Source organism: Leifsonia sp. PARNA 1/14 (assembly GCF_055720965.1).
In genome coordinates this window covers 186,533-208,616 of record NZ_JBVQSP010000003.1, presented here as the reverse complement: position 1 = coordinate 208,616, position 22,084 = coordinate 186,533, and the positions used below count along the sequence as shown (strand labels likewise).

Sequence of the window (22,084 nt, the reverse complement as noted above, 5' to 3'; positions counted from 1 at the left end):
GGCGCGGATGTCCTCCGTTACCGACTTCGCGGGAAGTGCTTACTCGCCCACACCCACGTACTCCGCCGCCTGGTCCGCGTCCGCGACCCCGGCCTCCAGCCGCGCTCGCAGCGCGACCCCGAGCCCCGCGTCCACGTTCGTCCAGTACTGGATGGCGCGCTCGCGGATGTCTTCGCGCGTCACGCCCCCCACGGCTCCCGCGATCGTGTCGAGGAAGCGCTCGCGCGCCGCGTCGTCGTAGACCTCACGGTAGAGCGTGCCCGCCTGACCGAAGTCGTCGTCCTCCGCGTGGAGGGTCGCCGCCGCGCGCACGAGCGCGCCGTCGGACTCCCACGAGCCTTCGCCCGCCGCAGCAGCGGAGGCCGATGGGCCGCCGAACGAGTTCGGCGCGTACACCGGAGCCGACGCGGGCTTGAAGCCGTGCCGCCCGGCGCCGTCCTGCGAGTAGTTGCGCACCGGAGCGACCGGCGCGTTGACCGGCAGCTCGTTGTAGTTGGTGCCCACGCGGTAGCGCTGGGCGTCGGGGTACGAGAACACGCGCGCCATCAGCATCTTGTCGGGGCTGATGTCGATGCCCGGCACGGTGTTGGCCGGCGAGAACGCCGCCTGCTCGATCTGCGCGAAGAAGTTCTCCGGGTTCTCGTTCAGCGTGTGCACACCGACCTCGATGAGCGGGTAGTCGCTGTGCGGCCAGACCTTGGTGAGGTCGAACGGGTTGAAACGGTAGGTCTTCGCGTCCTCGTAGGGCATCACCTGCACGCTCACCTTCCACGCCGGGAAGTCACCGCGCTCGATGGCCTCGTACAGGTCGCGACGGTAGTAGTCGGCGTCCTCGCCCGCGATCCGCTCCGCCTCGGCTCCGTGCATCTCCTCGTTGCCCTGCAGCGCGTGGAAGTGGTACTTGACCCAGAAGCGCTCGCCGGCCGCGTTGATCCACTGGTAGGTGTGCGAGCCGTAGCCGGGCATGGTCCGCCACGAGCGCGGGAGGCCGCGGTCGCCCATCAGGTAGGTGACCTGATGCGCCGACTCCGGCGACAGCGTCCAGAAGTCCCACTGCATGTCGGCGTCGCGGAGGCCGGAGCCGGGCAGCCGCTTCTGCGAGTGGATGAAGTCGGGGAACTTGATCCCGTCGCGGATGAAGAAGACCGGTGTGTTGTTGCCGACGATGTCGTAGTTGCCCTCGGTCGTGTAGAACTTCACCGAGAAGCCGCGCACGTCACGCCAGGTGTCGGGGGAGCCCTGCTCGCCCGCGACCGACGAGAACCGCTGCACCGTGCGCGTGGTGGCGCCCGGCTGGAACACGGCGGCCTTGGTGTAGGCGGTCACGTCGCCGGTGACGACGAACTCGCCGAAGGCGCCGCCGCCCTTGGCGTGCACGATCCGCTCCGGGATCCGCTCGCGGTTGAACTGCGCGAGCTTCTCCACGAGGTACCGGTCGTGGAGGGCGGTGGCGCCGTCCGGTCCCGCCGTCAGCGAGTGCGCGTCGCTTCCGATCGGCGTGCCGGTCTGGGTGGTCGTGTGGTTCTGCGTCATGGGTCTCCTCACCTCATTCGGCACGCGACGGGGCTTTCGTCGCGTGCTCCTGACAGGACGGGCACAGCCCCCAGAAGGTGACCTCCGCCGTGTCGACCACAAAGCCGCCGGCATCCGAGGGATGCAGGCAGGGCGCGTGGCCGACGACGCAGTCGACGTCGGCGACCGCACCGCACGACGTGCACACGACGTGATGGTGGTTGTCGCCGACGCGGCGCTCGTAGAGGGCCGGCGAATGCGCCGGCTCGATCCGGCGGAGGAGTCCGGCGACCGTGAGGTCGCCGAGCACGTTGTGGACGTTCTGGACGGAGGTGCCGGGCAGTGCGGGTAACACCGCTCGGTACACCGCTTCCGCATCCACGTGGGGGTGGGTGTCGAGTACGCGGAGGACGGCGAGCCGCCCCTGCGTCACACGGAGCCCGGAGGCGCGGAGCGCGTCTTCGTGCTGTGCCGTGTCCATGCCTCCACGCTATCGGCACAGTTTTGATCAACTCAAAACAACGGACATCCCGGGCGTGGCGACCGGGACGAGTCAGCGCAGAACGGACTCCATCTTCTTGCCGCGCGCCACCTCGTCGACGAGCTTGTCCAGGTATCGCAGCTGCTGCATCAGCGGGTCGTCGATGTCCTCCACCCGCACGCCGCAGATGACGCCGGTGATGAGGGAGGCGCGCGGATTCGGTTCCGGCGCCTCCTCGAAGAACGTCTGGAGGTCGACGCCCTGATCGATCGCGGACTGCAGCCCCTTCTCGTCGTAGCCGGTCAGCCACTGCACGACCGCGTCGACGTCCGCAGCGCTCCGACCCTTGCGTTCGACCTTGGCGACATAGAGCGGATAGATGCTCGCGAAGCTCGAGGCGAAGATCCTGTGCATGCCGTCCAGGGTAGTCCGGCGGGATCCCGCGAGAGCCCGCGAGCGCTTTTCCTCCCGTACGCTTCCATAAGACATATCGGAGAGAGGACGACCGTCCAGATGACGCACGAGTTCGACGTCGAGGCGCTGGGCGTCGGGCTGCGCGTCCGGGTCGCAGGACTTGCGCGCCGTGACGTCCGGCGATTGCGCGCTCAATGGAGGAGGGTCTCCGGTCACGGCGCGACAGCGGCGACGATCTCCGTCGGCGTCGGCGAGGGCTCTTCCGGCGCCGACATCCTCGGTCGGGATTTCGACGACGTCAGCGTCGCGCTGCGGCAGACGATCAATCTCCGGGCGATCGAGCGCAGGCGCGGAGAGCTCCTCATGTTCCACGCTGCGGGCCTGGCCGATCCGGCGACCGGTGATGTCATCGCGCTGATCGGCCCCTCCGGCGCGGGCAAGACGACGGCCGCCTCGACTCTCGGAACCGTCCTGGGGTATGTGTCGGATGAAACCGTCGCAGTCGACGCGGCGGGCCGGGTGCGCCCGTTCCCCAAACCCCTCGCCGTCAAGCAGCGCCACACCCTGAGCAAGCGGATCGCCGGCCCCGACGCACTCGGCCTCATGGAGGTGCATACGCCGCTCCGGCTTGCGCGGCTCGCGCTGCTCGACCGTCGCGAAGAAAGGGTGGCCCCGACGATCACCACGGTGGGGCTCGACGAGGCCCTGGCCCCGATCATCGAGCAGACCAGCTACTTCGCATCGCTCCCGCAGTCCCTGCAGCGCCTGAACGCTCTGGTCGCGGTCTCCGGCGGTGTGCACGTGATCCGCTATCACCATGCGGCCGACCTGGTCGAACCGGTGTCGGAGTTGCTGCGCCGTCCCGGCGCGGGCCTCACGCTCCCGTCCGTCGTCGAGCGCAGCGGATCCGTTGCCGGCACCCATATCGTCCCGCCCGATTCGTACGGGCGCGCGGACGTCGACGATTGGATCGAAGTCGACGGCGACGTGCTGGTGCTCTTCGGCAGACAGATCTCGCGGCTCTCGCCTCTGGGGTCAGTGCTTTGGATGGCGTTCGAGTCGCCGCAGCCGGTGGAGGCGCTCGTCGCCACCGCCGAGGCGGCCTTCGGCCCTGCGCCGGGCGACTCCGCCCGGATCACCGTCCAGGCCATGCTCGACGAGCTCGTCACCGCCGGGTTCGCGCGACGACACGACTCGGACGAAAGCCTGGGTGATACCGCCGCTCTGCCTCAGGATGAACCGCTACCGCGAGCGTGACCGAAGTCGCGTCTCCTCGATGTCGAGCATCGACTGCGCCTCGCTGAGGATGCGGGACGGGTAGGCGCCGCGCGCCCGCTCGAGCAGGAGGCGGTCGCGTTCGGCGTCGACGACCGCGAGACGCAGCGTTCGATAGACGTGGTGCGGGCGGCTCTCCGGAGGCGCGTCGTAGAGCACGATGCGTTCCCAGGCCGCCTCGGCCCGCAAGTAAGTGGTCTGGCGCACCCGCTCGACCACCTCGGGGTCGACGGGTGTAGGCGTGCCCGCGGCACCCTCCGGATCGTCGAGCACGCCGAGCCCCGCCTCGCTCAGATCGTCGAGCAGTTGCGCGAGCAGCCTCCTGTCGTCTTTGACGTCGACGCCCTGCAAGCCCAGAAGCTTGATCAGCCACGGCAGCGTCCCGCCCTGGACCACCAGGCTGACGACCGCGACGGTGAAGGCGATGAGGATGAGCTGAGGCCGGTAGGGGATGCTCGCGGGCAGCGACTGCGCCGCCGCCAGCGTGACGACGCCGCGCATGCCGGACCAGCCCAGCACCACGCCTCCGCGCCAGTCGATCGCTTCCTGCCGGAACTCCTCCAGGTCGCTGCGATGGCGCTCGTACCGCAGCTCGGCGCGCTGTTTGCGGAGGGCTTGCCAGCGATAGCGCACCGGATGGTCGCGGAAGTAGCTGATCAGCAGCCATTCCCGCAGGACCTGCTTCTCGGCCCGTTCGCCGCGTCTTCGGAGGAAGAAGATGAGCGGCCCGATCAGGATGAAGCGGATGACGACGAGGGAGGCCATCGCGATCAGGCCGATGCCGACGGCATCCCAGACGCTCAGGATCTCCGGGTGCTCGACGTCGGCGATGAGCGTGCGCAGCTCGAGGCCGATGAGCAGGAAGACGCCGTTCTCGAGCAGGAACTGGATGGTGCGCCAGTTGATCTGGTCGCTGATGCGGGCCTGGGCGCTGAACTGCCGCGGCGCGGCGTGTCCGGTGTAGAGCCCGGTGATGACGACGGCGAGGACGCCCGATCCATGCAGGGCCTCCGTCGGAGCGAAGGCGGCGAACGGAACGACCACCGACAGTGCGGTGTCGAGCACGGGGTCGTTGAGCTTGGACCGCACCCACACCGAGACGAAACCGACGACGAGGCCGATCACGAGCGCGATGATGACGGCGGAGAAGAAGTCGAGGACGCCGGCGATCGGGGTCGCGAGGGCGCCGACCGCCGCCGCGAGCGCCGTGCGCAGCAGCACGAGCGCCGTGGCGTCGTTGACGAGCCCCTCGCCTTCGAGGACGGTCAGCAGGCGCGGCGGCAGACCGAGCTTGCGGCCGATGGAGGTCGCCGCGACCGCGTCGGGCGGGCTGATGATCGCGCCGAGCGCGATCGCGGCCGCCAGGTTGAGATCGGGCAGCATCGTGTACAGCACGAAGCCCGAGGCGAACGCCGTGACGACGACCAGGAAGACCGAGAGGCCGGCGATCGGCGCGAGGTTGCGGCGGAAGTCGGTGAGCGGCACGCTGATCGCCGCTGCGTAGAGGATCGGTGGCAGCAGCCCGTCGAGGATGATCTCCGGAGGCACCGTGATCTCCGGAACTCCGGGCAGCCCGGAGAGCGTGACTCCGACGATGACGAGGATGATGGGCGCGGCGACACCGAGCTTGCGGGCGAAGGCGGCCACGCCGACGATCACCGCGACAGCGATCACCGCATAGACACCGAGCTCCATCCCTCAAGCCTAGGGAACGCGAGAGGGCTCTCTGAACGCTCTCTCAGATCCCGGCCGCGATGGGCGGGCTCGGCGGGCGGTCGATCAGCGGGCGCGGAGGCCGTCGATCGCCATCGCGATGACGCGGTCGCGCTGCGCGTCGTCGTCGAACGCGACGCCCGCGACGCCCGAAACCATGCGGATGACGTCGCCTATGGAGGCGTCGGACCGTAGCTCGCCGGCCTCCTGCGCGCGGCGCACCAGGGGCTCGCCCGCGTCGTAGAGGGAGGTGCGGCAGCTGAGGAGCACGGGGGAGTCCTTGTTGAGGCCCTCGAGCAGCGCCTTCTTGGTGCCGACGTAGAGCAGGAACCGGCGCAGCCAGGCCTGGACCGCCTCCCACGGCTCGAGGGAGGCGGCGTCCTCCGCTGCGCGCACGACGGCCTCCACCTCTTCGACGTAGACGGCCTCGACGAGGGCGTCGCGGGTGGGGAAGTTGCGGTACAGGGTGCCGATGCCGACGCCGGCGCGCCGCGCGATGTCCTCGAGGGAGGCGCCGGCGCCGTCGGCCGCGAACGCCTCGCGCGCAGCGGCGAGCAGCGCGTCGAAGTTGCGCCGGGCGTCGGCGCGCTGAGGGCGCGCGATCAGAGAGCGGGCGGTGTCGGTGCCGGTCACGGCGGGGTTCCTTCCAGGGACGGTCGAACTGAGGGTTGCGAAGCGGAGGCACCCTCCGGTATTGTAGTTCAGGTAACCGGAGGCAGCCTCCGATCGGAGCCTCCCTCCAATTGTAGCTCTCCGCAGAGCGAAGTTCACCCCGTCGGCCATCCGCCGGCCTCCCTTTCGAGAAGAGGAAGTACGTAGCCGTGTCTCGATCCCGTCCCTCCGCCACCTTCGCCGTTCTGGCTCTCAGCGTGGCCTCCTTCGCGACCCTCCAGTCGCTCGTCGTCCCGGTGCTGCCGGTCATCCAGCAGGACCTCCGCACCACTACCGCCGGCGTCACCTGGACCATGACCGCGTGGCTGATCGCCGCGGCGGTCGCCACGCCGCTGCTCGGTCGCGTCGGCGACCTCGTCGGCAAGCGCCGCGTCTTCGTGCTCGCGCTGCTGGCCGTGGCCGTCGGCAGCGTCGTCGCCGCGGTAGCGCCCTCCATCGGCGTGCTCATCGCCGGCCGTGTCGTGCAGGGTCTCGGCGGTGCGATGTTCCCGCTCGCGTTCGGCATCATCCGCGACGAGTTCCCCGCGAACCGGCTGCCGTCGGCGATCGGCGCGATCGCCTCGATCATCGCCGTGGGCAGCGGCCTCGGAACAGTGCTCGCCGGTCCGCTCGCGGACCTCCTCAGCTGGCGCGGGTTGTTCCTCGTACCCGTCGCCCTCACGGTGACGGCCGCCGTGCTGGCCCTCGCCATCGTCCCTGAGTCGCCCACCCGGGCGACGGGAGGCGTCAACCCGTGGTCGGCGGCGCTGCTCTCGGGCTGGCTCATCGCCCTCCTGCTGCCGCTCAGCACGGGCGCCCAGTGGGGCTGGTCGTCGCCGCAGGTGATCGGGCTGTTCGCGCTCGCCGCGCTGCTGCTCGCAGCGTGGGTCGTCGTCGAGCTGCGCTCACGGCATCCGCTGGTCGACATGCGTCTCATGCGCGAGCCCGGCGTGTGGTCCATGAACGCCGCCGCCGTCTTCATCGGTGCCGCCATGTTCGCGGTGTTCGCATTCTTCCCGCGCTTCGTGCAGACTCCGGCCGCGACCGGTTACGGGCTGGGCGCGAGCGTGGCCGAGTCCGGCCTCCTGATGCTGCCGATGCTCGTGACGATGGCGGTGACCGGCTTCGTGAGCGGACCGCTCGAGCGCTGGCTCGGCTTCCGCACCCAGATCGTGATCGCCGCGGTCGTGATGGCGGTGTCGAGCCTGTCGCTGGCCTTCGTCCACGGCTCGCTGTTCGCCGTCGCCGCCGCCTCCGGCGCGTTCGGGATCGGGCTCGGCCTGATCTACGCGGCGATCACCAGCGTCGTCGTACAGAGCGTCCCCGCGACGCAGACCGGGATCGCGAGCGGCATGAACGCCAACCTCCGCACCGTCGGCTCGGCCATCGGGGCCGCCGTGATGACCGCGCTGGTGACCGGCACGATCGGCGCGGGAGGCCTCCCGGCCGAGTCGGGGTACACCGAGGGCTTCGCGACGGCCGGGGTGCTGGCCTTCGGGGCGGCGGTGGTGACCGTCGCGGCGGCTCTCGTGATGCGGGCGCGCGCCGGTCGCACGGCGGCTGCGGTCGACCTGGCAGCTGTGGCCGGCCTGGCCCGGCTCGACGCCGAGGCCCGCGTGGCCGAGGCGGAGCCGTTCCGCGCGGCCGCCGCCGCGGTCGAGGCCGCCGAGATGGCCCGCCTGGTCGAGAAGGTGGAGGCCGAGTCGCCCAGCCCGGCCGTCACCACCTCCGCCGCCTAGCGCCGGCAACGGAGGAGATCCGCCCGGGCGACACCCCGGACCGCGGTGAACGGAGGAGATCGGTGCACGAGGTGCGCCGATCTCCTCCGCTGGCCGCATCGCGCGTCAGGCGCGGGCGGCGGCCTCGCTGCGCCAGCGCGCGAGCAGAGCCCACGGATCGGGCACCCGCAGTGACGCGACGTGCGCGAGAAGGGTGTCGTCGGTCTCGAACCACTCGGTGCCGGGGATGCGCAGCGCGGCGAACTGCGCGTGTCTGCGCTGCTCGACGGCGCGGTCGCCGCGCTCGAACGCGAGCACCTCGTCGTGGGGGAGGCTCGTGAAGCGCTGCGCCGGGTTCGCGGTGGTGCCGATCTTGATGCGGTCGCGGAACCGCAGGTAGTAGACGACGTCGACGCGGGAGGCCCTGGCACCCTCTGGCGGAAGCTCGCCGAGCCTCCACTCGCACACCGCGCACAGCCACCCCGACGGGTAGCGCACCCCCAGCCGCGACCCGCAGAACGCGCAGGGCGACGGCAGCAGGTCGGTCTGGCCGTACTCCGCCTCCACCCACTCGTGGGCCTCCAGCAGGTGCCCGAGGCACAGCGCGAGGGGCGCCCCGGGATGCGCGGGGGCGCCGCAGACGGAGCACTGGTCGGTCACGCCGCGAGACTACGTCCGGCCGCCGACATGCCGCCATACGGTGCCTCGCGGTTTCGCGCGAGCTTGCGTGACGCCGTGTTTCGCGAGCGAAACAGTCGGTCACGCTGGCTCGACGGCGGTTGCGAACGGCCGCATCCTGGGCTGCATCCCGTCCCGTGTCCTCCGCAGTCCCCGACCCGTCCCAGGAGATCCCATGCGTTCCCGTTCCCTCCGCACTCTCGCCGGCGCCGCCGTCGCGCTCAGCAGCGTGCTCGCCCTCGCCGCCTGCGCCGGCGGCTCGGACGCCGCGACCGGCGGCGGCCAGAAGGTCGACGGCGGCACCATCGTCTACGCCCACCAGCAGGAGCCCGCCTGCGTTTTCGGCGGCTGGATCGAGCAGGCGTACCTCTCGTACCAGGTGCTCGACAACCTCACCTCGCTCGACGAGAACCACAAGGTCGTCCCGTGGCTCGCCACGGCGTGGAAGCAGTCCGACGACGGGCTGACGTGGACGTTCACGCTCAAGAAGGGCGTGAAGTTCACCGACGGCACCCCGCTCACCGCGGCGGCCGTCGCCTACAACTTCGACTACTGGGTCGCCGGCGGCAACAGCACCGCCAAGGTCTGGCTCGACGGCTACTACAAGTCGGCTCAGGCGATCGACGACCAGACCCTGCAGGTCAACCTCTCCCACCCGTACCCGCGCCTCGCGGACAACCTCTCGCAGGGCTACTTCGGCATCCAGTCGCAGCACGCGCTCCAGACCCGCACCAAGGAGCAGAACTGCGAAGCCCCGATCGGTTCCGGCGCGTTCACGGTCGACAAGTGGAACCGCGGCCAGGACATCATCCTGAAGAAGAACAAGGATTACACCTCGCCGCCCGCCAACGCCGAGCACACCGGCCCGGCCTACGTCGACGCGATCGACTGGAAGTTCGTCGCCGACCCGACCACCCGCGTCGCCGCGCTGCAGGGAGGCCAAGTCGATGCGATCTACGACGTGCCCTCCGTGCAGTGGAGCGTGCTGAAGAGCGGCGGCTATCAGCTCGAGAAGTTCGTGACCCCGGGTCGTCCGCAGCAGATCTCGTTCAACACGGCGAAAGGCCCGTTCACCGACGAGAAGGTGCGCCAGGCGTTCGCCTACAGCCTCGACCGGCCTGAGATCGTGAACACGATCGGCCGCGGCGTCATCCCGTCGGAGGGCAACGGCGGCGTCAGCCAGGCGACCCCCGGCTACAGCCAGAAGGCCGCCGACTGGTACAGCCAGGACGCGAAGAAGGCGAGCGCCCTCCTCGACGCCGCCGGCTGGAGCCAGAAGAACAGCGACGGCGTCCGCGTGAAAGACGGCCAGGCGCTGACCGTGCGGCTGCCGTACGGCGCCGGCTCGATCATCAACGCCGATGGAGCCGCGATCCTGCAGGGCGTCAAGGAGCACGCGAGCAAGGTCGGCTTCGACGTCAAGCTCATCCCGGTGCCGCAGAGCGAGTTCTTCTCGGGCAAGTACTCCGGACCGGACGCCTACGACCTCCAGGCCGGCTACTGGACGAGCGTCACGGCCGGAATCCTCTACATCAACTGGAGGCCGTCCACCGCAGACGACCCGAACTACAGCAACAGCGCGTTCTACAACGACCCGGTGCTCGCGCAGTACATCCTCGACGGCAACTCCGCCGCGACGGTCGAGCAGCAGAACGCCGACTACCAGAAGGCGCAGGACTACATCGCGCAGCACGCCCTCTCGATCGGCGTCTACGACCGGCTGAGCACACTCGCCGTGTCGCCGAAGCTGCACGGCGTCTGGCAGGAGCACGCACAGGGAGGGCCGACGTTCTATGACGCTTATCTCACCAAGTGACGCAGCGGCGCCGGAGGCCGAGGCGGTCGTCACGACCGTCCGGCCCCGGCGCGGCCGGGCGGTCGCCCTCACCATCCTGAAGAAGGTGGGGGCGGCGGCGGTCGTGCTCTGGGGCGCGGCGACCGTGGCGTTCTTCGCCCAGCTCGCCCTCCCGGGCGACCGGGCGACGACCATCCTCAACATCCGCGCCGGCCAGGTGCAGCTGCGCACGCCGGCCGAGCTCGAGCAGATCCGCGCGCAGTACGGCCTGACCCGGCCGATCGTGGTGCAGTACCTCGACTACCTCCGCGGGCTGATCAGCGGCGACTTCGGCGACTCGTACCAGCAGTACCGGCCGGTCACCGCGATCATCGGCGAGCAGCTCGGCAACACCGTCACACTCTCGATCACCGCGATCGCGCTCGCCTGGGTGATCATGGTCGTCTGGGTCACGCTGACCGCCGGCCGCGGCCCGCGGGTCGGCGCGGTCGGCTCGACCGTGGACGTCGTCACCGCCGGGCTGCCGGCCTACTGGCTCGGCATCATCCTGCTGCTCGTGTTCGGGCTGGGGCTGCGCTGGTTCCCGATCATCAGCGGCTCCGCGCCGAACGGAATCGTGCTGCCCGCACTGACGCTCGCCATCCCGCTCGCCGGTTTCATGGCGCAGAGCGTACGCACCGAGTTCGAGCGCTCGCTCGACCAGCCGTTCGTGCTCTCCGCCCGGATGCGCGGCATGGGGGAGTGGGGCATCCGTCTGCGACACGTGCTGCGGCACGCCGTGATCCCCGCCGTCACGCTGTCGGGCTGGGCGCTCGGCGCCACGCTGTCGGGCGCCGTGATCGTGGAGTCGATCTTCTCCCGCCCCGGCATCGGCTCGGTGCTGGTGACCGCCGTCAACTCCCAGGACCTGCCGGTCGTCACCGGCATCGTCACCCTGGTCGCCGTGGTCTACGTGGCCGCGAACCTCATCGTGGACGTCGTCTACACCGTGATCGACCCCCGGTTGGAGCTGTCATGACCTCCCTCACTACAGCGTCGCCGCGGCCGGGCGGCGCTCCCGCGGCTCGGCCGTCCGCGGCATCCCGCGTCGCCCGTGCCCCGTGGGGCCTATACCTCGCGGTCGCCTTCGCCGTCCTGCTGCTGGTGGCGGTGATCGCGCCGCAGGTGCTCACTACCCACCTCCCGACCGCTATCGATTACGGCGCCGCGCTCCAGCCGCCGAGCTGGGCGCACCCGTTCGGAACCGACGAGTCAGGTCGCGACCTCTACACCCGTGTGGTCTGGGGCGCGCGCGACTCGCTCACCATCGGCGTCGGGGCCGCCGCCGTGAGCATCGGCCTGGCGCTGATCCTCGGCAGCCTCGCCGCCCTGGGCGTCAAGCCGGTCGCCCTGGTGGTCGACCGCTTCGTGGAGATCCTGTTCACCTTCCCTGCCCTCCTGCTGGCGCTGCTGCTCATCGCGATCGCCGGACCGAGTGCAGCGACCCAGGTGCTCGCGGTCGGCGTCGGCACCGCGCCCGGGTACGCGCGCATGATCCGCGGGCAGATCCTGGGCGCGCGCAACTCGGGCTACGTGGAGGCCGCCACCGCCCTCGGCCACTCCCGCTGGCGGATCGTGCGGGCGCACATCCTGCCGAACGCGCTGCGACCGCTCGTCGCCGTGTTCGCGCTGTCGATCGGCCAGTCGATCGTGTGGGCGTCGAGCCTGTCGTTCCTCGGGCTCGGCGTCGCGCCTCCCGCCTCCGAGTGGGGCGCGCTGCTCGACGCGGGACGCGCCTACCTCACTACCGCCTGGTGGCTCGTCGTCGTCCCAGGCCTCGTCATCGTCGCCGTCGCCCTCGCGGCGACCACCATCGGCCGGCACATCCAGGCGCGCCTGGAGAAGGGGGAGCGATCATGAGCATCGCCGAACAGAGCACGCGCGAAGCCGGCGACCGGCTCGACGGCCTCGACTGGCCCGCCGTGCGACTCCGGGTGCGGAACCTCCGCGCCGGCTTCACCGTGGACGGCGCGCACCGGCCCATCGTGTCGGGCGTGAGCTTCGACCTCCTGCCCGGCCAGTGCGTCGCGATCGTGGGCGAGTCCGGCTCGGGCAAGTCGGTCACGGCGCGCAGCCTGGTCGGGCTGGCCGGCCGCAACGGCACCGTGGAGGCCGACGAGCTGGAGCTGCACCACGAGGACGCCCGTGCGTTCACCGCGCGGCAGTGGCGGCGCGTGCGCGGCCGGGACGTCGGCTTCGTGCTGCAGGACGCGCTTGTCTCGCTCGACCCGCTGCGCCCGGTCGGCAAGGAGATCGCCGAGGCGCTGCGCCTGCACCGCTGGGGAAACCGCGCGGCGCGGAAGGCGCGCGTGCTGGAGCTGCTCGAGCGGGTGGGGGTGCCCGCACCGGCGGTGCGCGCGCGGCAGCGTCCCGACCAGCTGTCGGGCGGCCTCCGGCAGCGGGCGCTGATCGCCTCCGCGATCGCGCTCGACCCCGACATCGTGATCGCCGACGAGCCCACGACGGCGCTCGACGTGACCGTGCAGGCGCAGGTGCTCGCCCAGCTGGAGGCCATGAAGGAGCGCGGCGCCTCCGTCATCCTGATCAGCCACGACCTGTCCGTCGTCGCGCGGCTCGCCGACCACATCCTGGTGATGCGCGGTGGCGAGGTGCTGGAGCAGGGCCCCGCCGAGCGGGTGCTCGCTGCGCCCGAGAACGAGTACACCCGCGCGCTCATCGCGGCGGTGCCCGGCGAGGCCACGCGGGGACGCGCGCTCACGCCCGGCGCACCCGACCCGGCGCCGCGCCTGCCGATCGGCGAGCCGGTGCTGGAGGCGCGCGGCCTCGTCAAGCGCTTCCACACCTCCGACGGCACCGTGACCCGCGCGGTCGACGGCGTCTCGTTCACGCTGCACGCGGGAGAGACGCTCGGCATCGTGGGGGAGTCGGGCTCCGGCAAGAGCACGACCGCCAAGCTCGCCCTCGGCCTCGAGCGCCTCGACGCGGGCGACGTGCGGCTGCTCGGCCAGGAGTGGTCGTCGCTGCCCGAGGCCCGTCGCCGCGCGCTGCGTCGCCGGATCTCGGTCGTCTACCAGGACCCGCTGAGCTCGTTCGACCCGCGCTGGACGGTCGAGCGCATCCTGCTCGACGCCCTTCGAGCGGAGCCGTTCGCGGGTCCGGACGAGCGCGACGCCCGCGTGCGCGAACTGCTGGCGAACGTCGGCCTGAGCGCGGAGGTGCTGCCGCGGTTCCCGCTGCGGCTCTCGGGAGGCCAGCGACAGCGTGTCGCGATCGCCCGGGCGCTGGCGCCGCGGCCCGACGTGATCGTGCTCGACGAGGCCGTGTCGGCGCTCGACGTGACCATCCAGGCGCAGATCCTCGACCTCCTCGTCGCGCTGCAGCGGGAGTCGGGCGTCGCGTACCTCTTCATCTCGCACGACCTCGGAGTCATCAGCCACCTCAGCGACCGCGTGCTGGTGATGAAGGACGGCCGCGTGGTGGAGGAGGGCACCGCCGAAGACGTCTTCGAACGGCCGCAGCAGCCGTACACTCGTGACCTGATCGCCGCGATCCCGGAGTTCGCCCCGGGCGCGGAGAGCAGCGCCGGCAACACCAGCACCGCACGCACCACCCGCGACATCCCGGAAGGCACCGACGCATGACCACCGAACCCAAGCAGCTCTTCGTCAACCTGTTCGAGATGGCGTGCGTGAGCCACATCACGCACGGGCTCTGGCCGCTGCCGGGCAACAACCGCGAGCGCTTCGCCGACCTCGACTACTGGCTCGAGCTCGCGCAGCTGCTGGAGCACGGCGGCTTCGACGGCATCTTCCTGGCCGACGTCATCGGAGCGTACGACGTGTTCCGGGGCGGACCCGAGACGGCGTTGCGCGAGGGCCTCCAGAGCCCGAACCTCGACCCGCTGCTGCTCGTGCCGGCGATGGCCGCGGTGACCGAGCGCCTGGGCTTCGGCGTCACGTTCTCGACCACGTACGAGCCGCCGTTCGCGTTCGCCCGCCGCATGTCGACCCTCGACCACCTCACCAAGGGTCGGATCGGCTGGAACATCGTGACCTCCTACCTCCCCAACGCCGCCCGCAACTTCGGCCTGGACGACGAGGTGCCGCACGACGAGCGCTACCGTCGTGCGGAGGAGTACCTCGACGTGCTCTACAAGCTGTGGGAGGGCTCCTGGGACGACGACGCCGTCATCGCCGACCGCGAGGCGCGCGTCTTCACCGACCCCTCCAAGGTGCGCTACATCGACCATGTCGGCGAGCGGCACCGCGTCGCCGGACCGCACATCGTGCACCCGTCGCCGCAGCGCACGCCCGTGCTGTTCCAGGCGACGGGGTCGCCTGCCGGTATCGCGTTCGCCGGGCGGCACGCGGAGGTCGTGTTCACCGGCGGCCGCACGAGCGACGAGTTCCGCCGCAACGCCGACGGGATGCGCGACTCCGCCGAGCGGCACGACCGGCAGCGCGACGATGTGAAGTTCATCGCGATGGCGGGCGTGATCGTGGGGCGCACGACCGAGGAGGCCGAGGACAAGTGGAGGCAGTACCAGCAGCACTCCAGTCTCGACGGCATCCTCGCCCACAGCAGCCTCCCGGTCGACCTGACGGCCTTCCCGCGCGACATCACTGTGCAGGAGGCCCTGGCGCGGGCGGAGTTCCCGGCGGAGCGGGTGCCGTTCCTGCCGCTGGACAGGACGGTGGGGCAGGCGCTCGACTTCGTGAAGAACAGCCGCGACGACCGCTTCCTGGTGGTCGGCGACGCCAAGACGGTGGCGGACGAGATCGAGCGCTGGCTCGACGAGGACGGCCTGGACGGCATCAACCTGCGCCAGTACCACTCGTTCGAGACGGCACGCGACTTCGCCGACCTGGTCATCCCGGAGCTGCGCCGCCGCGGACGGCTGCCGCAGGAGGGCGAGCGACCTACCACGCTGCGCGAGCGTCTCTTCGGCGACGGCCGCAACCGCCTCCCCGAGCGGCACCCCGCCGCCCGCTACCGCGGAGGCGCGAACCTCCGCGAGCCCGCGCAGGACGCGGCGCTCCCCGCGCGCTGACGCGCAGAACCTCCGCCGAGGGGCACGTCGTTGTCACTTCTGACGTCCAAAAGTGACAACAACGTGCCCTTCGGCGGGTTCCTCGCGGTCGGGAGGCGCGGAAGGGTGCGCGGACGTGCGTCGCGGCGCACGGTGATTGCGTGAACGCACGCTAGGTTGAGGGAATGCGTGCGAGGGAGGGCCGGGCGGCGGCGGGCGCGCGCCGCGCGCGGCCGTTCTGGCTGCAGCGCAGCCGGGCGCAGCGCGGAACCCTCGTCGCGACCGGTCTCGTCATCGTCGTGGTCGCCGCGCTCGCGAGCGTGATGTCCGGCCTCGCTTTCCGGTCGCCGACCGCCGCGGTGCACGCCACTCTGGCCGACGAGCCGGCGGCCGTGACCTCCCTGGCCCTCGAGTCCTCCGCGCTGTCCGACCTGCCGGCGCAGGACGCCGAGGTGCGCCGGGTCCTCGCCCACCGCTTCGAGCGGCTGCCGGTCGACGTCGCCGGCGCCTACACCGCCCCGCAGGTCGCGGTCGTTGGAGGCGGCGACGCCCTGCTCCTCGTGGTCGCCGACGATCTCCGCTCGCGCGTCGTCGTCTCGGGAGGCCGCTGGCCCACCGGGAACGGTCAGGCCGCAGTCGACGAGGCGTTCGCTCGCGCCCACTCGCTCCGGGTGGGCGACCGGGTGCAGCTTCAGGGCGGCACGACGCCGGTTTCCGTGGAGGTGACCGGTCTCTGGCGTCCCGTCGATCCTTCGGCTCCCGCCTGGCTCGGCCTGACCGACGGCCAGGGCGGCACCGACGGCCGCGTCGTCGTCGATGCCGCGACCGCGCGTGCGGCGAGCGACGGCCTCACCGGCAGGTGGGTGGTGACGCCCGACGCCCGACGGACGACCGCCGGGCAGCTCCCGCGCCTCCACACGGCGCTCGCGGGCGCCACCGGCGAACTGAGCGGCGACTCTGCCGCGGGCAGCAGCCCGTTCTCCGCCGAGGGCGACGCGACGGCCACCGTCGCGGCGATGCAGCGATCGGTCGTGGCCTTGCACGCCGTCATCCCGGTTCCGCTCGCCGTTCTCGCCGCCTGTTCGGCGATCGCGCTCGTACTGCTCGCCCAGCTGCTGGCCGGCGCCCGGACGGTCGAGACGCGACTGCTGCGGTCGCGGGGCGTCACGATCCCGACCCTGGCCCGGGCGACCGCTATCGAATCGGGCATCGTCGCAGTGCTCGCGACGATCGTGGGCACCGCGGTGGCGCAGGCGATCCTCCTGGAGACGGTCGCGCCGCCCTCCCAGCCGCTCGACGTGCTGTTGCCGCCGCTGCTGACGATCGCGCTGGCGGTCGTCGCGTCGACGCTCACGGTCGTCTTCTCCGCGCGCGCGGCCTTCGATTCGCCGGGGGCGGTGGAGGCCGGCCGCGGCCGGACCGTCGTGTCGGGAGGTCTCACCGTTCTGGCGGTCGTCGCCGCGGCGGTGACGCTGTGGCGCTTCGTGGCGTTCGGCCCGGCCGTCGGTGGCGGCTCCGACGCGGTCGACCCGACCGGGGTGGTCGCGCCCGCGGCGGTGCTGTGCGCGATCGCGTTGATCGGCCTCCTGCTGTTCGGCCCGGCTTCGGCTGCCGTGGAGCGCGTCGCCGGGCGGGGTCGCGGTGTCGCCGGGGTGCTGCCCGCTCGTCAGGTCGGGCGCGGTGTCGCGCTCTTCGCCGGACCCGTCGCGCTCATCGTGCTCGCGGTCGGCTCGCTGACGTTCGCCGCCGGGTACGCCGGGACGTTCGGCGGCTTCCTGCATGACTCGGCGCTGCTGGTGAATGGCGCTGCGGTGCGCACCGACCTCGGGGTGAGCGGCAGCCCGCACGGCCCGACCGACACCTCCGGAGCCGCCCGCCTGGGCGCGGTGCCTGGCGTGACGGCGGTCTCGCCCGCGATCGTCGACGACGGGACGGTCGGCGACTCCGACGTCGCGGTGGTGGCCGCGAACGCGAGCGAGTTGCCGAAGCTGCTGCCGATCGGCGGCTACCTGCTCGATACAGGCGACCTGTCGCGTCGCGTGCACCTGAACGGCGCGCTGGGCGGCCTCGCGCTGCCGGAAGGGTCGCGCGACCTGACCGCGACCGCTTCGGTGACGGCGGGCGTGGGCGACGCCGCTGCGACCGGCGGCACCGCGTGGCTGGCGACCGAGACCGGGGAGGTCGTGCCGGTGACCGGGACGATCGTGCCGTCGACCGCGGCAACCACGATCGCGTTCCGCGTCCCAGCCGGGGCCACCCGCCTCGTTGCGCTCGACGTGGCTCTGGAGTCTCCCGGCGGCGCGGTCGACGTCGGCCTGCAGGTGTCCGGCCTCCCCGGAAGTGCCGGGAGCTGGGTCGTCGCACCGGCGGCCTTCGGCCAGTCGGGCGCGTTCCGCGACGACGGACCGCTCGGCGCCCGTGGCGCCTCGCTCACCGGCGACGCGTCGGTGCGGTTCATGCCGTCCGGCACGTCGGCCCTCCCGCTCGCGGTCACCACCGCACTCGCGCAGGACAACGCGCTCCAGGTCGGGCAGCGCATCGAGGTGCGCAGTGGGGTCGGCGACCTCCAGGGCCGGGTCGCGGCGATCGTTCCGGCGCTCCCTGGCACGTCGGCCGAGCGCGCGGTGTTCGCCGATCTTCCCGCGCTCACCGCGCAGCTCCTGCGCTCGTCGGCCTCGGTCACGCGGGCCTCCTCGGTGTGGCTGGCCACCGACGGCGACGCGGATGCCGAGACCGTCGCCGATGCCGTGCGCGCGAAGGTCGGTCCGGACGCCTCCGTGAACACGGCCTCCGGCGCCTTCGTCGCCCGGTTCCTCGGCGGGGCGGTCGTCAGCACCTGGCTCGGTGCGGCCGGCTGCGCGCTGCTGGCCGTCGCCGCGGTCGTCGCGGCGATCACCGCGGCGCTCCGCCGCCGGCGCGGGGAGGTCGTCGTGCTGCGCGCGGTCGGGCTGTCCGGTCGGCAGCAGGCGTGGGCTCGCCGGCTGGAGATCATCGGCGTCGCCTGCGCGGCCGGCGTCTTCGGCCTCCTCGGCGGCGTCGTGGTCGTGCTGCTGGTCGGCAACACGCTCGCCCGGCTCTCGGTGGTCACCGCGCCCCCGACGCTCTCGGTGCAGGGCAGGGTCGACCCGGTCGGGATGGCGCTCGGGGCGCTCGCCCTGGTGGCGGCGCTCGCCGTGGCGGTCTGGGGTTACGGGGCGGGCGTTCGGCGGCAGGCCGCCGACACCGCGTACCGGGAGGAGACCCGATGACGGCCGGTCCCCGCGCGACCACCGCCTCCCGCACCTCCCGCCTCACCGACGCCGGCCTCGCGCTTCGCGCCTTGAGGGCGTTCCGCGGCGGCCTGCTGCTGCTCGCCGTGGTCACGGTGGTGGTCGCCACCGCGCTCGCCGCCTGGCCGCGGGTGGCCGGCAGCCTGCTCACGGCCGAGCTGCGGCACGAGCTGACCCAGGCCGGCGCGGGCGGACGCGACCTGACGACGACCATCCGCACCGGCTCCTTCACCGGGGGGCCGATCCTCGATCCGGCCGCGGTCTGGCGCGGCCTCCCCGGCGTCGCCACGTCGGTGCACTCCGCGCTGAAGCCTCCGCTGCGTCAGGTCACCGGGCCGGGCGACAGTGCGATGACGAGCCTGGATGTCGGTATCGAACCTCCGCAGGGCGCCGCGGCCAACAGCCGGTTCAGCGTCGGCGTGGAGGCGTACGCGGGGCTGCGCGAACAGGCGAGACTCGTCGAGGGAGCGTGGCCCGCGCCCGTCACGGCAGCCTCGACGAAAGACGCCGTCGTGGAGGTCGTGCTCACCGGCGACGCCGCGAAGCTCCTCGGCTGGACCGTCGGCAGCGAGCGAAACGCCGCCACCGAGGACGGTCTCCGGCTGAAGCTGGTCGGGATCGTCGCGCCGAAAGACTCCGCCGCCGATTTCTGGAACCTCGACGCCGTCCGCGCCCACGGTCACTTCGTCGACGCCGGCGACTCCGGCAAGCAGTTCGGTGCGGTCGTCTGGCTCGATCCCGGGTCGTGGCCGACGGTCGCGCCGGCGTTCGACGGGGCGGTCGCGTCGCTGTGGTTCCCGGTGCGGCCGGCGTCGTTCGAGGTCGAGGATCTGGCGGCCGTGCGGAGTGCGCTCGGCGGCTTCCTCGCCCTCCCGCCTGTCGCATCCGTGGGCGGGGTCCCCGTCCCGCTCACCTTCAGCACCAGCCTGCAGGGGCCGCTCGACGATTTCCAGAGCCGGGCCCAGCCGGCCAACACGCTCTTCGCGATCCTCGCGGCGGGTCCGCTCGTCGTCGCTCTCACGGTCCTCGCGCTCGGCGCCCGTCTCGTGGTCGCCCGGCGCGGGGAGGCGCTCGCGCTCATGGCGGCGCGCGGAGCGTCGCCCGGCCGGTTGCGGGTGAGCCTCGCGCTCGACGGCGCGCTGGCCTCCGTCCCGGCGGCGCTCGCCGGGCTCGTGATCGCGTTCGCCGTGACCCCCGGCGCGATGCCCGTGCTGCTGCCTGTGCTGCTCGCCGCGCTCTGCGCGCTGGCGCCGCCGGTCGCGCTCGTCCTCGCCGCCGGCTCGCTGGCGCCGCGACCGGTCGCCCCTCTCGCGCGGTCGCGGTGGGCGTGGGTCGCCGAAGTGACGGTGGTGGGGCTCGCGGTTCTCAGCGTCGTGCTGCTGGCACGCCGTGGGCTCTCGGCCTCCGGTGGCGGGCTGGAGGTCGACCCGCTCGCCGCGCTCACCCCGGTGCTCGTCGCGCTTGCCGCGTGCGTGCTCGTGCTGCGCGTGACGGTCGTCCCGATCGGCTGGCTCGCCGGGGTGTTCCGCCGGGGACGGGGAGCCGTCGCCTTCCTCGGCGCCTCGGGCGCCCGCGGAACCCGAGCCCGCGGCGGCCGCAGCGCCGTGCTCTGGCCCGTGTTCGCGCTGGTCGCAGGCGTGAGCATCGCCCTGTTCTCGGTGAGCGTCCTGGCCACTGCGCGCGACGGGCTCGACCAGGGCGCACGCGCGCGCGTCGGCTCGGACCTGTCGCTGACCGCGGCCTCCACTCTGAGCGGTGACCAACTGGCCGCGGTGAAGCGCATCCCGGGCGTCGCGGCGACCGCGACGGTCGATTGGGCGGGCGGCATCACGATCACGGCGGGCGGCACCGGGGAGGTCGTCTCCGGCTACCTGGTCGACCTGAAGCAGCTGGAGGCCGTGCAGCGCGACCTCCCGGCCTCCGCACGGCTCTCGACGCTGCTGGACGGCGGGACGCCGGGTCGGACAGGTGCGGTGCTCGGCGGGTGGGAGAGCCGCATCCCGGTCACGAGCGCCCTCATCGTCGGCCAGGGCACGAATGTGCACCTCGCCGTCACCGAGCTCGACTTCGCGCCCGGCGTGTATGTGCGCGACACGCGCTGGGTGATCGTCGACCGCTCGACGCTGCCGGCCTCGAGCGAGGTCACCGGCTCACCACAGACGGTGCTGGTGGCGCTGGCGCCCGGCGCCGACGCCGCACGTGTGCACGCAGGGCTCGCCCGCATCGGAGGCTCGGGCGCGCTGGTCGGTGACGCGGTCGCCGAGCGCGCGGCCCTGAGCGCCTCCCCGCTCGTGGCGGGTACTGAGTCGATCGCGCTGCTCTCGATCGCCTTGACCGTGCTCTTGTGCGTGGCCGCCCTGGTGCTCACGCTCGTGATGAACACAGCGGCGCGCATCCGGCTGGTGGCGACGCTGCGCACGGTCGGCTTCAGCGCGCGGCAGACGGCCGGGGTGCTCGCCTGGGAGCTCGGTCCCGTGCTCGTCATCGGCCTCCTCGCCGGCGCGATCGTCGGCCTGGTGCTGCCGGGGATCGTGCTCGGCCCGCTCGATCTCCGCGGGTTCACCGGCAGTCCCGTGCAGCCCGAGGTGGCGAGAGACCCGTGGCTGAGCGCCGCCGCGCTCGCCGGATTCGCGGCCGTCGCGGCGGTCGCCACGCTCGTGGCCCTGGCGGGCGCGCGTCGCTCGTCGCCGGCCGCCGTGCTGCGTGCAGCCGGAGACCTTCCGTCGACAGGAGGACAATGACCAGGATGACGACGCAGGAGACCCTCCCCGGCGCAGCAGCCACCGTCGGCCCCGCCGCCGCGCGCCGCCCGGCAGTCGCGCCCGCCGACGCCGCGATCCGCTGCTCCGACCTGGTGCGCATCTTCACCGCCGACGGCGTGGAGGTCCAGGCGCTGCAAGGCCTCACCCTGAGCGTCGACAGCGGGGAGCTCGTGGCGATCGTCGGCGCCTCCGGGTCGGGCAAGTCGACGCTGCTCGGCATCCTGTCGGGCCTCGACAAGCCGACCGCCGGGTCAGTGACCGTCGCCGGTCGCGACCTCCTCACCCTGTCGTCGCGCGAGCGCGTCGACTACCGGCGCCGCACGGTCGGCTTCGTCTGGCAGCAGACCTCGCGCAACCTCCTCGGCTACCTCACCGCGCGCGAGAACCTGGCCCTGGCGATGTCGCTCGCGCGCACGCCCGACCGGGAGCGCCGCTCGGGCGAGCTCCTCGAACTCTTGGAGGTCGGCCATTGCGCCGACCGCACGCCGTCCGAGATGTCCGGCGGCGAGCAGCAGCGCGTCGCCATCGCGGTCGGGCTCGCCAACGTGCCGCGCGTGCTGCTGGCCGACGAGCCGACGGGAGAGCTCGACGAGGCGACCAGCGCCGAAGTGCTCGAGGCCATTCGCGGCGTCAACCGCGAGCTCGGCGTCACGACGCTGATCGTCACCCACGACCCCACCGTGTCCGACCACGTCGCCCGCACGGTGCAGATCCGCGACGGCCGCACCGCCACGGAGGTGCTCCGCCGCACCGGCGTCACGGCCGAGGGCGACGAGCACACCATCGC

At 72.3% G+C, this 22,084-nt stretch carries 16 protein-coding genes; 10 read left to right on the top strand and 6 right to left on the bottom strand.

Annotated features, from left to right (window positions below):
* Positions 1-39 precede the first annotated feature (39 nt).
* The 3 genes from AC0HS0_RS10475 to AC0HS0_RS10465 form a co-directional block, all read right to left on the bottom strand.
* On the bottom strand, positions 40-1,533 hold the full coding sequence (locus AC0HS0_RS10475) for a catalase (protein ID WP_472963863.1): 1,494 nt from the start codon (positions 1,531-1,533) through the stop codon (positions 40-42).
* A 13-nt stretch (positions 1,534-1,546) separates the two neighbouring features.
* The gene (locus AC0HS0_RS10470) at positions 1,547-1,993 is read right to left on the bottom strand and encodes a Fur family transcriptional regulator (protein ID WP_472963862.1); all 447 of its coding nucleotides are present in this window, start codon (positions 1,991-1,993) and stop codon (positions 1,547-1,549) included.
* A 72-nt stretch (positions 1,994-2,065) separates the two neighbouring features.
* Entirely contained in the window at positions 2,066-2,407 is a 342-nt protein-coding gene (locus tag AC0HS0_RS10465; RefSeq protein ID WP_472963860.1) for a DUF2200 domain-containing protein, read from the bottom strand.
* 99 nt (positions 2,408-2,506) lie between these two features.
* Here AC0HS0_RS10465 and AC0HS0_RS10460 point away from each other — a divergent pair, with 99 nt between their 5' ends.
* Positions 2,507-3,664, top strand: a complete 1,158-nt coding sequence (locus tag AC0HS0_RS10460; RefSeq protein WP_472963859.1) for a P-loop NTPase family protein — start codon at positions 2,507-2,509, stop codon at positions 3,662-3,664.
* Here AC0HS0_RS10460 and AC0HS0_RS10455 read toward each other — a convergent pair.
* On the bottom strand, positions 3,650-5,377 hold the full coding sequence (locus AC0HS0_RS10455; protein WP_472963857.1) for a cation:proton antiporter: 1,728 nt from the start codon (positions 5,375-5,377) through the stop codon (positions 3,650-3,652). The genes AC0HS0_RS10460 and AC0HS0_RS10455 overlap by 15 nt on opposite strands.
* An 84-nt stretch (positions 5,378-5,461) precedes the next feature.
* A complete protein-coding gene (locus tag AC0HS0_RS10450; protein WP_472963855.1) occupies positions 5,462-6,028 on the bottom strand; it encodes a TetR/AcrR family transcriptional regulator in 567 nt (188 codons plus the stop codon).
* Between the two features lie 188 nt (positions 6,029-6,216).
* Here AC0HS0_RS10450 and AC0HS0_RS10445 point away from each other — a divergent pair, with 188 nt between their 5' ends.
* Complete coding sequence (locus tag AC0HS0_RS10445; RefSeq protein ID WP_472963854.1) at positions 6,217-7,785, top strand: MFS transporter; 1,569 nt, start codon at positions 6,217-6,219, stop codon at positions 7,783-7,785.
* Between the two features lie 105 nt (positions 7,786-7,890).
* Here AC0HS0_RS10445 and AC0HS0_RS10440 read toward each other — a convergent pair whose 3' ends face one another.
* Positions 7,891-8,424, bottom strand: a complete 534-nt coding sequence (locus AC0HS0_RS10440) for a GIY-YIG nuclease family protein (protein WP_472963853.1) — start codon at positions 8,422-8,424, stop codon at positions 7,891-7,893.
* Between the two features lie 193 nt (positions 8,425-8,617).
* Here AC0HS0_RS10440 and AC0HS0_RS10435 point away from each other — a divergent pair, with 193 nt between their 5' ends.
* The 8 genes from AC0HS0_RS10435 to AC0HS0_RS10400 all read left to right on the top strand — a co-directional run.
* Positions 8,618-10,258: an ABC transporter substrate-binding protein gene (locus tag AC0HS0_RS10435; protein ID WP_472963851.1), complete on the top strand. Its 1,641-nt coding sequence runs from the start codon at positions 8,618-8,620 to the stop codon at positions 10,256-10,258.
* Positions 10,236-11,255 carry an ABC transporter permease gene (locus tag AC0HS0_RS10430; protein WP_472963849.1) on the top strand — a complete coding sequence of 340 codons (1,020 nt, stop codon included), beginning with the start codon at positions 10,236-10,238 and terminating at the stop codon, positions 11,253-11,255. Before AC0HS0_RS10435 ends, AC0HS0_RS10430 begins: the two co-directional genes overlap by 23 nt.
* A complete protein-coding gene (locus AC0HS0_RS10425; protein WP_472963848.1) occupies positions 11,252-12,136 on the top strand; it encodes an ABC transporter permease in 885 nt (294 codons plus the stop codon). Before AC0HS0_RS10430 ends, AC0HS0_RS10425 begins: the two co-directional genes overlap by 4 nt.
* Complete coding sequence (locus tag AC0HS0_RS10420; protein ID WP_472963847.1) at positions 12,133-13,878, top strand: dipeptide ABC transporter ATP-binding protein; 1,746 nt, start codon at positions 12,133-12,135, stop codon at positions 13,876-13,878. Before AC0HS0_RS10425 ends, AC0HS0_RS10420 begins: the two co-directional genes overlap by 4 nt.
* On the top strand, positions 13,875-15,287 hold the full coding sequence (locus AC0HS0_RS10415; protein WP_472963846.1) for an NtaA/DmoA family FMN-dependent monooxygenase: 1,413 nt from the start codon (positions 13,875-13,877) through the stop codon (positions 15,285-15,287). Before AC0HS0_RS10420 ends, AC0HS0_RS10415 begins: the two co-directional genes overlap by 4 nt.
* Before the next feature lie 164 nt (positions 15,288-15,451).
* Positions 15,452-18,514: an FtsX-like permease family protein gene (locus tag AC0HS0_RS10410; RefSeq protein ID WP_472963844.1), complete on the top strand. Its 3,063-nt coding sequence runs from the start codon at positions 15,452-15,454 to the stop codon at positions 18,512-18,514.
* Positions 18,511-21,276 (top strand): FtsX-like permease family protein, encoded by a 2,766-nt coding sequence (locus AC0HS0_RS10405; RefSeq protein ID WP_472963843.1) that lies wholly within the window; start codon positions 18,511-18,513, stop codon positions 21,274-21,276. Before AC0HS0_RS10410 ends, AC0HS0_RS10405 begins: the two co-directional genes overlap by 4 nt.
* Before the next feature lie 5 nt (positions 21,277-21,281).
* Positions 21,282-22,084 (top strand): ABC transporter ATP-binding protein (locus AC0HS0_RS10400; protein WP_472963842.1); only part of this gene is annotated, 803 nt, incomplete at its 3' end.

Bases quoted from the DNA above. Each gene is read 5' to 3' on its own strand.
- AC0HS0_RS10470 (WP_472963862.1), bottom strand. From the start codon at position 1,993: ATGGACACGGCACAGCACGAAGACGCGCTCCGCGCCTCCGGGCTCCGT.
- AC0HS0_RS10405 (WP_472963843.1), top strand. From the start codon at position 18,511: ATGACGGCCGGTCCCCGCGCGACCACCGCCTCCCGCACCTCCCGCCTC.
- AC0HS0_RS10455 (WP_472963857.1), bottom strand. From the start codon at position 5,377: ATGGAGCTCGGTGTCTATGCGGTGATCGCTGTCGCGGTGATCGTCGGC.
- AC0HS0_RS10415 (WP_472963846.1), top strand. From the start codon at position 13,875: ATGACCACCGAACCCAAGCAGCTCTTCGTCAACCTGTTCGAGATGGCG.
- AC0HS0_RS10460 (WP_472963859.1), top strand. From the start codon at position 2,507: ATGACGCACGAGTTCGACGTCGAGGCGCTGGGCGTCGGGCTGCGCGTC.
- AC0HS0_RS10425 (WP_472963848.1), top strand. From the start codon at position 11,252: ATGACCTCCCTCACTACAGCGTCGCCGCGGCCGGGCGGCGCTCCCGCG.
- AC0HS0_RS10475 (WP_472963863.1), bottom strand. From the start codon at position 1,533: ATGACGCAGAACCACACGACCACCCAGACCGGCACGCCGATCGGAAGC.
- AC0HS0_RS10435 (WP_472963851.1), top strand. From the start codon at position 8,618: ATGCGTTCCCGTTCCCTCCGCACTCTCGCCGGCGCCGCCGTCGCGCTC.
- AC0HS0_RS10410 (WP_472963844.1), top strand. From the start codon at position 15,452: ATGCGTGCGAGGGAGGGCCGGGCGGCGGCGGGCGCGCGCCGCGCGCGG.
- AC0HS0_RS10420 (WP_472963847.1), top strand. From the start codon at position 12,133: ATGAGCATCGCCGAACAGAGCACGCGCGAAGCCGGCGACCGGCTCGAC.
- AC0HS0_RS10430 (WP_472963849.1), top strand. From the start codon at position 10,236: ATGACGCTTATCTCACCAAGTGACGCAGCGGCGCCGGAGGCCGAGGCG.
- AC0HS0_RS10465 (WP_472963860.1), bottom strand. From the start codon at position 2,407: ATGCACAGGATCTTCGCCTCGAGCTTCGCGAGCATCTATCCGCTCTAT.